The organism is Delftia sp. DLF01, assembly GCF_014852125.1.
GTDB classification, from domain to species: domain Bacteria; phylum Pseudomonadota; class Gammaproteobacteria; order Burkholderiales; family Burkholderiaceae_C; genus Comamonas; species Comamonas acidovorans.
This window is the reverse complement of sequence record NZ_JACVAZ010000002.1, coordinates 592779-604562: the sequence shown is the minus strand read 5'-3', so window position 1 is coordinate 604562 and position 11784 is coordinate 592779. Positions and strand designations below refer to the sequence as shown.

The 11784-nt window shown below is 66.2% G+C and carries 10 protein-coding genes and 1 tRNA gene; 6 read left to right on the top strand and 5 right to left on the bottom strand.

Features of this window, described 5'->3' with window-relative positions; all coding sequences use genetic code 11:
• Nucleotides 1-34 precede the first annotated feature (34 nt).
• The 5 genes from IB269_RS11205 to IB269_RS11185 all read right to left on the bottom strand — a co-directional run bounded on the left by IB269_RS11205 (nucleotide 35) and on the right by IB269_RS11185 (nucleotide 5159).
• Nucleotides 35-111: transfer RNA gene (locus IB269_RS11205), tRNA-Met, on the bottom strand.
• A gap of 129 nt (nucleotides 112-240) precedes the next feature.
• A complete protein-coding gene (locus IB269_RS11200) occupies nucleotides 241-1020 on the bottom strand; it encodes an enoyl-CoA hydratase (protein ID WP_012203459.1) in 780 nt (259 codons plus the stop codon).
• Nucleotides 1021-1094: 74 nt separating this feature from the next.
• Nucleotides 1095-3020 carry a M61 family metallopeptidase gene (locus tag IB269_RS11195; protein ID WP_192367180.1) on the bottom strand — a complete coding sequence of 642 codons (1926 nt, stop codon included), beginning with the start codon at nucleotides 3018-3020 and terminating at the stop codon, nucleotides 1095-1097.
• A 130-nt stretch (nucleotides 3021-3150) separates the two neighbouring features.
• Complete coding sequence (locus tag IB269_RS11190) at nucleotides 3151-3867, bottom strand: DsbC family protein (RefSeq protein WP_034390564.1); 717 nt, start codon at nucleotides 3865-3867, stop codon at nucleotides 3151-3153.
• A gap of 146 nt (nucleotides 3868-4013) precedes the next feature.
• A complete protein-coding gene (locus IB269_RS11185; protein WP_172642969.1) occupies nucleotides 4014-5159 on the bottom strand; it encodes an FAD-dependent monooxygenase in 1146 nt (381 codons plus the stop codon).
• Nucleotides 5160-5333: 174 nt separating this feature from the next.
• Here IB269_RS11185 and IB269_RS11180 point away from each other — a divergent pair, with 174 nt between their 5' ends.
• From IB269_RS11180 to IB269_RS11155, 6 genes are all read left to right on the top strand, one after another.
• Nucleotides 5334-6200, top strand: coding sequence for an MOSC domain-containing protein (locus IB269_RS11180; RefSeq protein ID WP_180318044.1), 867 nt, complete (start codon nucleotides 5334-5336; stop codon nucleotides 6198-6200).
• A gap of 69 nt (nucleotides 6201-6269) precedes the next feature.
• Nucleotides 6270-7364, top strand: coding sequence for a redox-regulated ATPase YchF (gene ychF / locus IB269_RS11175; protein WP_012203464.1), 1095 nt, complete (start codon nucleotides 6270-6272; stop codon nucleotides 7362-7364).
• Nucleotides 7365-7524: 160 nt separating this feature from the next.
• Entirely contained in the window at nucleotides 7525-8067 is a 543-nt protein-coding gene (locus IB269_RS11170; RefSeq protein ID WP_192367179.1) for a CbrC family protein, read from the top strand.
• A 5-nt stretch (nucleotides 8068-8072) separates the two neighbouring features.
• On the top strand, nucleotides 8073-8951 hold the full coding sequence (locus IB269_RS11165) for an SMI1/KNR4 family protein (protein WP_412523746.1): 879 nt from the start codon (nucleotides 8073-8075) through the stop codon (nucleotides 8949-8951).
• A 431-nt stretch (nucleotides 8952-9382) separates the two neighbouring features.
• Nucleotides 9383-10531 carry a PDDEXK nuclease domain-containing protein gene (locus tag IB269_RS11160; protein WP_096915243.1) on the top strand — a complete coding sequence of 383 codons (1149 nt, stop codon included), beginning with the start codon at nucleotides 9383-9385 and terminating at the stop codon, nucleotides 10529-10531.
• Between the two features lie 198 nt (nucleotides 10532-10729).
• The gene (locus tag IB269_RS11155) at nucleotides 10730-11680 is read left to right on the top strand and encodes an NUDIX hydrolase (RefSeq protein ID WP_034390572.1); all 951 of its coding nucleotides are present in this window, start codon (nucleotides 10730-10732) and stop codon (nucleotides 11678-11680) included.
• Nucleotides 11681-11784 lie beyond the last annotated feature (104 nt).

The following is an 11784-nucleotide window of genomic DNA, read 5'->3' as shown; positions in this document are numbered from 1 at the left end:
GGTCTACGTTTGCACGTAGACCCTTTTCTTTGTTTGGTGGCGCTTCACGGATTCGAACCGCGGACCTGTGGATTATGATTCCATCGCTCTAACCGACTGAGCTAAAGCGCCGTAAGACCTAAATTATATGCAGAATTTTCGGCCCGTCCGGCAAGTTGTGCAAATTTCTCGAAATTTCTTTGCGAGAGGCTTGCTGCGCCTTGCCGGAAGACGCGCATTGTAGCGCGACTTTCAGCCCGCTCAGAGATGCTTGAAGCTGGCGGGACGCTTGTTGACGAAGGCGTCCATGCCTTCCTTCTGGTCCTGGGTGGCGAACAGCGCGTGGAACAGGCGGCGCTCGAACATGACGCCGTCGGCCAGCGAGCCCTCGAAGGCGCGGTTCACCGATTCCTTGGCCGCCATGACGGCGATCTGCGAGAAGCCGCTGATGATGATGGCGGCGCCCAGCGCCTCGTCCATGAGCTTGTCGAAGGGCACGACACGGCTGACCAGGCCGGCGCGCTCGGCTTCGGTGGCGTCCATCATGCGGGCCGTGAGGGCCATGTCCATGGCCTTGGACTTGCCCACGGCGCGCGGCAGGCGCTGCGTGCCGCCGGCGCCGGGGATCACGCCCAGCTTGATTTCCGGCTGGCCGAACTTCGCGTTGTCGGCGGCGATGATGAAGTCGCACATCATGGCCAGCTCGCAGCCGCCGCCGAGGGCAAAGCCGCTGACGGCGGCGATCACGGGCTTGCGGATGGAGCGGATGGCTTCCCAGTTGCGCGTGATGTAGTCGCCCTTGTAGGCATCGGCAAAGCTGTACTTGGCCATGGCGCCGATGTCGGCGCCAGCCGCGAAGGCTTTCTCGCTGCCGGTGATGATCATGCAGCCGATGGCCTCATCGGCATCGAAGGCCTGCAGGGCCTGGCCCAGCTCGTCCATGAGCTGGTCATTGAGCGCGTTGAGCTGCTTGGGGCGGTTGAGCGTGATGATGCCGACCTTGTCGGCTTCGACGCGAACTTCAATCATTTCGTAGGCCAAGGGAGTCTCCTGCTGGGGTTGTCGTCGTGATCCTCAAGAATAACCGGCCGGCGGCGCGGGACGGCCTGCGCCGTTCAGGGCATGGCGGGCGCCTGCGCGCTGCCCGTGTGCCCGGCCAGCCAGCGTCCAGCGGTCTCCTCGTCCGTGATTTCCAGTCCGAGATTGCTGGGGGCGGGCGCCGCCAGGGTGCCGGATGTGGCAGCTTTTGCATCGCCGTTGTCCGTTTTCTCCACCATGGCGGCGGCCTCGGACAGCAGGCCCGAGCCCCAGGGCAGGGTCAAGGTCAGGATCTGCCGGTCGCGGGCCACCCAGGCGACGATGTCCAGGGCCGTGCCTGCGTACAGCGCCACGTCGTCCAGCCGGGTGATGCGCCAGCGCGCGGGCTGTGAATCCTCGGCGCCGGTGGGCAGCTCGATGGCCAGCCATTCGTCGCCCGCCATGAAGCCTGCGCGCTCGGCCAGGCTGCCGCGCAGCACGGTCTTGATGGTGATGCCCTGGCTTTCCTGCACGCGCAGGCCCAGGCGCTGGGCAGTCTGCGCCGGTTCGGCCTTGGCCTGCACGCCGTGCGCGGCCAGCAGCTCGGCCAGCGGCAGGTCGTCCGTGCCGTGCACCCATTGCGTGATCTCGGGCGCGAAGCTGCGCCCGCCCAGGTCCTGCAGCACGGCCAGCACGTCGGCCTCGCGCATGGGGCCGCCCTGGCAGCGCTGCCACAGCGCGCGCATCACGTCGTCCAGCGTGCTGCGGCCTTCGCGGCGCAGTTGCAGGTCCAGGGCCAGTGCGACCAGGCAGCCCTTGGTGTAGTAGCTGACGGTCTGGTTGGGCGTGTTCTCGTCCTGGCGGTAGTACTTGACCCAGGCGTCATAGCTGGCCTGGGCCACGGACTGCAGGTGTCGGCCCGGCGTCTGCAGCACCTGGTTGATGGTGCGCGTGATGAGCTTGAGGTACTGGGCGTTGTCGATCAGGCCGGCGCGGCGCAGCAGCAGGTCGTCGTAGTAGCTGGTGAAGCCTTCGAAGAACCACAGCAGCTCGGTGTAGTTCTCCTGCCCGTAGTCGTAGCGCGCGAATTCGGCCGGGCGCAGGCGCTTGACGTTCCAGGTGTGGAAGTACTCGTGGCTGATCAGGCCCAGCAAGGTGGTGTAGCCCTCGGCGGCCTTGCGCTCGCCCACGCGCGGCAGGTCGCGCCGGCCGCAGATCAGGGCCGTGGAGTTGCGGTGTTCCAGGCCCCCATAGCCGTCATCGACCACGTTGAGCATGAACACGTAGCGCTGCATGGGCGCGGGCGTGGCCTGCTCGCCCGTGCCGTGCCAGAAGGCCAGCACGGTCTCGCAGATCCTGCGTGCATCGGCAATCAGGCGCGCGCCGTCGAAGCTGGGCGCGGCGCCCGCGACGATGAAGCTGTGCGGCACGCCCGCGGCCACGAAGTCGCCACGCCAGAAGCTGCCCATCTCCACGGGGCAGTCCACCAATTCGTCGTAGTGGGCGGCGCGGTACAGGCCCCAGCCGCGCGCATCGGTGTCCACGGCGTCCAGGCCGGTCGCCACCTGCCACGATGCCGTGGCGCCCGACGCAAGCAGCTGCAGCGTGTGCGGCGTGTCTTCCTGGCCGTGCACGCGCAGGCACAGACTGGTGCCGTTGAAAAAGCCGCGGCGGCGGTCCAGCCAGGCCGTGCGCACGGAGCTGTCATAGGCGCAGAACTGGTAGTGGAGCACCAGCGGCGCGCCGGCTGCGCAATCGGCCTGCCAGAGGTTCTTGCCCTGCTGGGCCAGCGCGACGGGGCGGCCGTCCTGCTCGGCAGACAGGCCCTGGAGGTTCTTGGAGAATTCCCGCACCAGATAGCTGCCGGGAATCCAGACCGGCAGCGACAGGGTCTGGCCAGCGGCCGGGCGGGCGATGTGCAGCTGCACGCTGAACAGGTGCGCATCCACATCAAGGGCCTGCACGCGGTAGTGGATGTCCGCTGCGGCAGTGGCAGTGGCGGTGGCGGCGAGGGGAGAGGTCATTCGGGCTCCTGCAGGTGTGGCCTGGAGGCTGCCCGGGCCCGCTGCGGCGGGCTGGAGCCGGGAAGCTCCGGCTAAGGGGGATCAGATGGGCGGGCCCGGCGTCCATGGCGCCGGGCCCGCCCGGTGGCGGTCAGCGCGCGGCTGCGGCTGCGGCCAGGTTCTTCTCGACTTCCTGGGCGCTGATGGCGCCAGGCACGCGGGTGTTGTTGGTGAAGATGACGGTGGGCGTTCCCGTGATCTTGTACTTGCGGCCAAAGGCCAGGTTGCGCTGCACGGCCGAGGTGTCGCACTGGGCGGCGGCCGGTACCTTGTCGCGCAGCATGTGGTCGGCCCATGCACCGGCCTGGTCCTTGGCGCACCAGATGTTGCGCGACTTCTCGGCCGAGTCGGGGCTCAGGATGGGGTACAGGAACAGGTAGATGGTGACGTTGTCCACGGTCTGCAGGTCGCGCTCGAAACGCTTGCAGTAGCCGCAGTTGGGATCTTCGAACACGGCCATCTTGCGCTCGCCCTTGCCGTGGACGATGGTCACGGCGTCCTTGAGCGGCAGCTGCTTGAAGTCCACCGCCGTCAGCTGGTTCATGCGGTCTTCGGTGAGGTTGCGGCGCGCCTTGGTGTCGATCAGCTCGCCCTGGATCAGGTAGTTGCCCTTGGCGTCCGTATAGAACAGGTCCGTGCCGATGCGCACTTCGAACAGGCCGGACATGGGCGTGGGGCGGATTTCGTCGATCTTTTCCAGCTGGGGAATGCGCTCGGTCAGCGTCTTGCGCAGGTTGGCGTCCTGGGCATGGACACCGAGGCTCCAGGTCAGGCTGGCGGCCGTCAGCAGGCAGGCGAAGAGTTTCATGGCAATGCGGTGGGTGGGCGGGGCCGCGTTCAGGCCGGCCGCGCCGTGGTTGAGGGGGATTGCGCGGCGCGGGGCGCCACGGAGCAGGGGTACGAGTCGCAAAACGGCAAAGGGTTCAACGGCACGGGATCGGCTTGGCTCCAGGCTCAGGCGCCGCTGCGCGGGTCCAGGCCCATGGCCTGGCGCGCCATCCAGTCCTTGAGCGGGCCGAAGCGCTCGAAGCCCTTCATGCCCCAGTTGCGCAGCATCTGCACCGGAACCTCGGAGCGGCTGAACAGCTGCTGCAGCCCGTCCATGGCCAGGCCCATGGGCGCCAGCGCGGCCTTGCGCTCGCGTTCATAGCGGCGCAGCAGGCGCAGATCGCCGGTGCTGCGCCAGTAGCCGCGCTCCTGCAGCACGCGTGCCAGCGCCTGCACATCGCCCAGGCCCAGGTTCAGGCCCTGGCCTGCCAGCGGATGCACGTTGTGGGCGGCATCGCCCACCAGCACCCAGCTGCGGGCCGAGCGTGCATCGCCGTCGGGCATGGAGCCGCACCAGTGGTCGGCCACGGCCTGCTGCAGCGGCCAGGCCATGCGCGGTGCGCTCAGCTCCAGCCGCCCCAGCGCGCCCTGGCTGATGGCTTCCAGCCGCGCGGTGAAATCCTGTGTGTCGGCGGCCAGCCAGCCGTCGGCCAGCTCGCGGGCGATGGACCAGACCACGGCCACGCTGTGGCCTTGCGGGCCGTCCAGCGGCAGCAGGGCCAGGATGCCTTCGGGCGTGAACCACTGTCGCGCCACCTGTCCGTGCGGCAGCTCGCAGTGCAGCCGGGTGGCGATGGCGTGCTGTGCATAGGGCGTGACGGCGAAGTCCACGCCGAACTCGCTGCGCGTGCGGCTGGCGCGGCCCTCGCAGATGGCCGTCAGCGGCGCCGCCACGGGCTGGTCCACCACCTCGACCATGGGCTGGTAGCGCACGGCCTCGGCCAGGCGCTGCTCCAGCGCGGGCACATCGACAATCCAGGTCAGGGCCTCGACATCCTGGCTGGCGGCGTCGAACAGCACATGGCCGTCCAGGTCGCCAAAGACTTCCATTTGCGTCACGGGCGTGGCGTGCTGGTCATCGGGCCAGCAACGCAGGCTGTCCAGCAGACCGCGTGCGCTGGCATTGAGCGCGTAGGCGCGCACATCGGGCGCGTTGCCGGTCGGCGCGGCCACCACCAGGGCCACGCGCAGCCGTTCCCGGGCCAGCAGGAGAGCCAGGGTCCGGCCTGCAATGCCGGCCCCGCGTATACATACATCAAAGGTTTGCGCCATGGCCGGCATTGTAGGAGTCCGGGCCATGCCGGGGATTCCAACTGGCGCAAACTCCGGCTTTGGCATGACCTGCCGCAGCCTGCGTCGCCATCTGGCATATTGCCGCCCATCGCATGGCGCCATTCGCGCCATGGATGGCATACACACTCCAGATTTCCCAAAAAGAGATATCCGATGTTTGACCAAGAAAGAGACGTGCAGGGCCGCATTGCCCAGTTGTGGGTATATCCCGTCAAATCCTGCGCGGGCATCGCGCTGCAAAGCAGCGGCGTCGGCGCCACCGGCCTGGCCTGGGACCGCCACTGGATGGTGGTCGATGCGCAGGGCGAATTCCTGACCCAGCGCGACCATCCGCGCATGGCCTGGATACGCCCCGAGCTGGAGGCCGGGCACCTGGTGCTGCACTTTCCCCAGCAGCCGCCGCTGCGCATCGCGCTGCAGGCCACGGGGCCGGAGCGCCGGGCGCGCGTCTGGTCGGACTGGGTGCAGGCCTGGGACATGGGCCCCGAGGCCGCCCACTGGCTGACGCAGGCCCTGGGCGCGGATTGCGCCCTGGTGCGCTTCGACCCGGCGGCGCCGCGCCGCACCAGCGAGCGCTGGACCGGGGGCGAGGCCGCACCGGTGCACTTCGCGGACGGCTATCCGCTGCTGGTACTGAGCCAGGCGGCCGTGGATGAACTCAACCAGCGCCTGCAGGCGGCCGGCCACGCCGCGGTGGACGCACGGCGCTTTCGCCCCAACATCGTGATCGAAGGGCTGGAGGCCCATGACGAGGACCGGGTCGACGGGCTCGACGTGCTCGATGCCCAGGGCCTGCGGCTGCGCATGGCCAAGCCCTGCACACGCTGCCCCATTCCCGACATCGACCCCGTCACGGCCGTGCAGGGCACCGCCGTGGGTGACGCCATCCGTACCTACCGCCAGGACGACCGTGTCGATGGCGCCATCACCTTCGGCATGAATGCCGTGCTGGAAGGCCTGCACGACGGGGCCGAACTGGTCGTTGGCCAGTCCGTGGCCGGCGACTGGCAGTTCGCCTGAAACGACAGGAAATGCCCGGTTGACTAAAATACGGGGTTTGTCCCCAGAATCCCTGTAGAAAGCCCTGCCATGAGCCTCAAATGCGGCATCGTGGGCCTGCCCAATGTGGGCAAGTCCACTCTCTTCAACGCGCTGACGAAGGCCGGCATCGCCGCCGAGAACTATCCCTTCTGCACCATCGAGCCGAACACCGGCGTGGTGGAAGTGCCCGATCCGCGCCTGCAGAAGCTGGCCGACATCATCACGCCCGAGCGCATCGTCCCGGCCATCGTCGAATTCGTGGACATCGCCGGCCTGGTGGCCGGCGCCTCCAAGGGTGAAGGCCTGGGCAACCAGTTCCTGGCCCACATCCGCGAAACCGATGCCATCGTCAACGTGGTGCGCTGCTTCGAAGACCCGAACGTCATCCACGTGGCCAACAAGGTGGACCCCATCGCCGACATCGAGGTCATCCAGACCGAGCTGTGCCTGGCCGACCTGGCCACCGTCGAGAAGGCGCTGAACCGCTACAGCAAGGCCGCCAAGTCGGGCAACGACAAGGAAGCCGCCAAGGTGGTGGCGTTGCTGACCCCCATCCAGGCTGCCCTGGACCAGGGCAAGCCCGCACGCACGGTGCCCGTCTCCAAGGAAGACGCGCCCCTGCTCAAGCAGTTCTGCCTGATCACCGCCAAGCCCGCCATGTTCGTGGGCAACGTCAGCGAAGACGGCTTCGAGAACAACCCGCTGCTCGACAGCCTCAAGGCCTATGCCGAGGCACAAGGCGCTCCCGTCGTGGCCATCTGCGCCAAGATCGAGGCTGAAATGGCCGAGATGAGCGACGAGGACCGCGACATGTTCCTGCAGGAACTGGGCCTGGAAGAACCGGGCCTGAACCGCCTGATCCGCGCCGGCTTCGGCCTGCTGGGCCTGCAGACCTACTTCACGGCCGGCGTCAAGGAAGTGCGCGCCTGGACCATCAAGGTCGGCGACACCGCCCCCCAGGCCGCAGGCGTCATCCACGGCGACTTCGAGCGCGGCTTCATCCGTGCCCAGACCATCGCCTTTGACGACTTCATCGCCTTCAAGGGCGAGCAAGGCGCCAAGGACGCGGGCAAGATGCGCGCCGAAGGCAAGGAATATGTCGTCAAGGATGGCGACGTGATGAACTTCCTGTTCAACGTCTGAGGCGGCACATGCTGCAGCGGGGCTGCTAAAGCAGCTCCCGCGCTTCTCGGAAAAACCGCGCTTTGCGCGGTTTTTTCTTGCCAGAAACGTTCATTCCCACGCGCTGAGCCGCCATGGACAATGGCGCCTTTCCAATCAATCGGGAAAGAGAGTCCGTGCAATGGAACGCCCGCATTTCAGATTCCACCCCGGCGCCTATGAAACTGTCTTCGAGCAAGAGGACGGTGTGTGCTCATGCTGCGGAAAGAGGCGCAGCCTCAAATACGAAGGCCCGTTCTACAGCCAGCAAAGCCCCGACTACCTGTGTCCCTGGTGCATTGCCAGCGGGCAGGCTTGCGAGACATACGACGGCGAACTTGTGGGATACACCGATATCGAAGGCGTGTCGCCTGATCCGTCAGACCCCGAGCCCACCATCGCCAGGGAACTGCTGCTGGAGATCGCGCAGCGCACGCCCGGCTACAGGGCCTGGCAGCAGCCTGTGTGGCTCACGCACTGCAACACGCCCTGTGTCTTCCTGGGTCACGCCGACAGGCAGGCCGTCGAGCCTTTCCTTGCTGAAGTCCTGCCCGACATCGAAGGCAGCTACAGGAACGATGCGCAGTGGATGCTGGAGCGCATGTCCACGGACGGCATGATTTCCGGTTGCCTTTTCCAGTGCGTGCATTGCGGCCGGCATCGGCTGCATATGGACGTGGGATGAATCCAATGACCACCTACGCCGACCTCTCCACCCAAACCGGCATTGCGCTGCCGCCGCTGTTGAGCGACCTCCTGGCATCGGGAAAGACCGTCTACGGTCCGGATTGGGCGGATACCTGGCGCCAGCGCTGCCTGCAGGACCCGCCCTTGTTCATGAGTTGGCAGGACTTCGAATGGATAGACGCCGAAGCCAGCCGTGAAATCATCGAGGGCTGGCTTCATCCTGGCGCACAGAACGGCCGGAGCTTTCTGCCATTCGCCCAGTCGGGCGCCGGCGATGCCTGGTGCCTGACGCCGCTGGACACGCATGGCGTGGGCGTGGCGCTGGTGTTGCACGATGACGAGGCCAGCAGTGTTTCGCACGCCTGCTTCGATGACTTTGTCTGTGCGGGATTTCTGCAGGCCTTTGCGGACCTGAGCGATCAGCTGGATGACTTCTCGCAGCCGGAGGCTTTGCAGCTGTTGCGGGCCGATGTCGCGCAGGCCGCGCGCTTCATGACGCAGGAGTTGGGTGACTATCTGCAGGATTTCTGCCGGCGCCCCTTGGGGATCAGGCCTTGGCGCGATGGGCCCCGGGCGCGTGTTCGCCAGGTGGCTTCATTGATTTCACAAGATGAACTGGCGGCCGAACTGGACCGGCTGCCCGCCGTGGACCTTTCCTTTCCCGTCGTGGCGCGCTGGGAGGTGCGTTCGGTGGAGGAGGGCGGCACGCGGCCCGGCCCTGCGCCAGAGCCCGCAAAGATCGACTGGCGCACCCTTGCCGCCGACCCCCTGCAGAAGATGGCGGCCATCAGGGCCTGTCAGAGCGAGCATGGCTGCAGCCTGGGACAGGCCAAGGCTATGGTGGACCAGTACATCGGCGGCAGTGTGAACGCGCACGCCTGACCGTGGGCAGACTGGCGCCTTCAACCCACCATAGTCATCCATCCCGCCAACCGACCGCCTCCCCCCTCCAGTTCCGCAGCCCCTCCCATCCGTGCCGAACTCTTCTGCGGGAATGCAATGCAGATGTCCCGCGGGGTGCCTGGACATTGAGCTTCCGATCGTGTTGGATTGCTTGGCAGAGGCCCAGGCTGTTTCGGAGCGAGCGCCGTAAGATGACCCGTCGTCACCCGACAGGGTGAAAAGACAGGCCCGAGCAAGGTAACGCCAGCAAGAAAGGAATCACGTCCTATGGATAAGCAGGCGCTTGGCGAACGCGATATCTGTACCAAGTTCATCACGCAGGCTATGGAAAAGGCTGGATGTGACGCCCGGACCGAGGTGCGCGAAGAATTCCCTCCGGACCCACTCAGGGCCACCAGCGGGGGCGCAGTATGAGCACCCACCTGCCCGCCGACTATCCGGCACTGCTGGCCGATATCAAGCAGCGTGTCCGCCATGCCCAGACGCGGGCCATGCTGGCGGTCAATGCCGAATTGATCCGCCTGTATTGGGATATCGGGGCACTGATCGACCAGCGCCAGAAACGGGAAGGCTGGGGTGCCGCAGTCATCCCTCGGCTGGCCAAGGATCTGCACAACGAACTGCCGGAGGAAAAAGGTTTTTCCGAGCGCAACATCAAGCGCATGTTGGCTTTTTATCGCGAGTATCCCTCTCTGGCTGCCACAGCCGGGAGCACAGAGAAAGTGCCACAGGCCGTGGCACAACTTGCCCCCAGCGAAAAAGTGCCACAGGCTGTGGCACAAAGCCGCCAGACACCGGGGGTGGCGGCAGATGGCGCACAGGTGTTTGCTGCTGATGTTCTGCTGTCCCTGCCGTGGGGCCACCATGCCGAGCTGATCGCCAAGGTCAAGGAGCCGGGCGCACGCCATTGGTACATGTGCGCAGCCATCGAAAACGGATGGAGCCGAAGTGTCCTGCTGATGCAGATCGAAACAGCCGCGCACCTGCGACAAGGCAGAGCTGCCAGCAACTTCGCCTTGCGCCTGCCTCCGCCGGATTCCGACCTGGTACAGCAAACGCTCAAGGACCCTTACCTGTTCGACTTCCTGACGCTGGAATCAGGTTTTCATGAGCGTGAGTTGGAAACCGGTCTGATCACCCATCTGGAAAAATTTCTCCTGGAGCTGGGCCAGGGCTTCGCCTTTGTGGGGCGCCAATATCACCTGGACCTTGCCGGAGACGATTTCTACATAGACCTGCTGTTCTACCATCTCAAGCTGCGTTGCTACGTGGTCATCGACCTCAAGCGGGGCGATTTCAAGCCTGAATACGCGGGCAAGATGAACTTCTACTGCAACGTTGTGGACGACAGGTTGCGACACGCAACCGACCAACCCACCATCGGTTTGATCCTGTGCCAGAAACCCAATCACGTGCTGGCCGAGTATGCGCTGCGCGGCGTGGACAAGCCCATCGGCGTTTCCGGTTTCGAGCTCACCCGTGCCTTGCCGGAAACCCTGCAAAGCAGCCTGCCCAGCATCGAACAGATCGAGCGCGAGCTGGGAGGCGGGCATGAATGAGCACACCGCCGGGCTGCTGGAAAAGTACCTGCGACAGCTCGAACGCCGCGGGTGGCCATGCGATAGAAAAACACGCCAGCGCTCAACAGGTTGAATTTGACCGTCTGATGGCCTGTGGCGGTCTGCTGTGCCGGGCTCGAAGCTGCCCCTGCAACCCACCATAATCACCCATCCCGCCAACCGACCTCCCTCACCTTCGTGCCGCACCCCACCAGTCCCGCAGCCTCTCCCATCCATGCCGAACTCGTTGCCGTGCTGGCGGCCGTGACCCAGGGCACACCGCGCGTGCTGACCACGGCGGACGGGCAGTTGCTGCCGGCGGGGCCGTTCGAGGTGGGGCACCGTTCGCTGCAGGCCGGCCTGCGCGCCTGGGTGGAGGAGCAGACCCATCACCCGCTGGGCTACATGGAGCAGCTCTACACCTTTGCCGATGGCGATCGCACCGATGCCAGCGGGGCGCGTGTGATCTCGGTCAGCTACCTGGGGCTGACGCGCGAATCCGCGGACCGCAGCGCGGGGCAGGCCGTCTGGCAGGACTGGTACCGCTACTTTCCCTGGGAAGACTGGCGCAGCGGCGAGCCGGCCCTGCTGCGCTCCCACATCGCTCCGCGCCTGCATGCCTGGATGGCCGAGGCGCGCGGCGCCCAGCGTGCGCTGCGGCGCCAGCGCGCGGACATCGCCTTCGGCCTGGACGGCGGGCCCTGGAACGAGGACATGGTGCTGCAGCGCTACGAGCTGCTGTATGAGGCCGGGCTGGTGCAGGAGGCGGCCCACCGCGTCCATGGCGCGGCCGCCATGCTGCCTGGCGAGGCCATGCACCACGACCACCGCCGCATCCTGGCCACGGGCATGGCGCGGCTGCGCGCCAAGATCAAGTACCGGCCCGTGGTGTTCGAGCTGATGCCGCCCGAGTTCACGCTGCTGCAGCTGCAGCAGACGGTGGAGGCCCTGGCCGGGCGCGGGCTGCACAAGCAGAACTTCCGCCGCCTGATCGAGCAGCAGGATCTGGTTGAGGAAACCGGCCAGCTCACGGTGGGCTCGGCCGGCCGGCCGGCCAAGCTGTTCCGCTTTCGCAGCGATGTGCTGCTGGAGCGCGCCATCTCCGGCAGCAAGCTGCCCCTGGCCAAGGGTATCGACGGTTCTCCCTGAGCCGCACGGCACTTGCCCGATTGTGACAATGGCTTGACAGCACTTATGCTCGTATCTAGCATAAGTTCCTCGCTCAAGCCCGCAAGGCCGCGCGCCACATTTTT

Excerpts from the sequence above, each read along its gene's own strand:
- IB269_RS11190 (WP_034390564.1), bottom strand. The coding sequence starts at position 3,867 with ATGAAACTCTTCGCCTGCCTGCTGACGGCCGCCAGCCTGACCTGGAGC.
- IB269_RS11185 (WP_172642969.1), bottom strand. The coding sequence starts at position 5,159 with ATGGCGCAAACCTTTGATGTATGTATACGCGGGGCCGGCATTGCAGGC.
- ychF (WP_012203464.1), top strand. The coding sequence starts at position 6,270 with ATGAGCCTCAAATGCGGCATCGTGGGCCTGCCCAATGTGGGCAAGTCC.
- IB269_RS11160 (WP_096915243.1), top strand. The coding sequence starts at position 9,383 with ATGAGCACCCACCTGCCCGCCGACTATCCGGCACTGCTGGCCGATATC.
- IB269_RS11165 (WP_412523746.1), top strand. The coding sequence starts at position 8,073 with ATGACCACCTACGCCGACCTCTCCACCCAAACCGGCATTGCGCTGCCG.
- IB269_RS11170 (WP_192367179.1), top strand. The coding sequence starts at position 7,525 with ATGGAACGCCCGCATTTCAGATTCCACCCCGGCGCCTATGAAACTGTC.
- IB269_RS11195 (WP_192367180.1), bottom strand. The coding sequence starts at position 3,020 with ATGACCTCTCCCCTCGCCGCCACCGCCACTGCCACTGCCGCAGCGGAC.
- IB269_RS11180 (WP_180318044.1), top strand. The coding sequence starts at position 5,334 with ATGTTTGACCAAGAAAGAGACGTGCAGGGCCGCATTGCCCAGTTGTGG.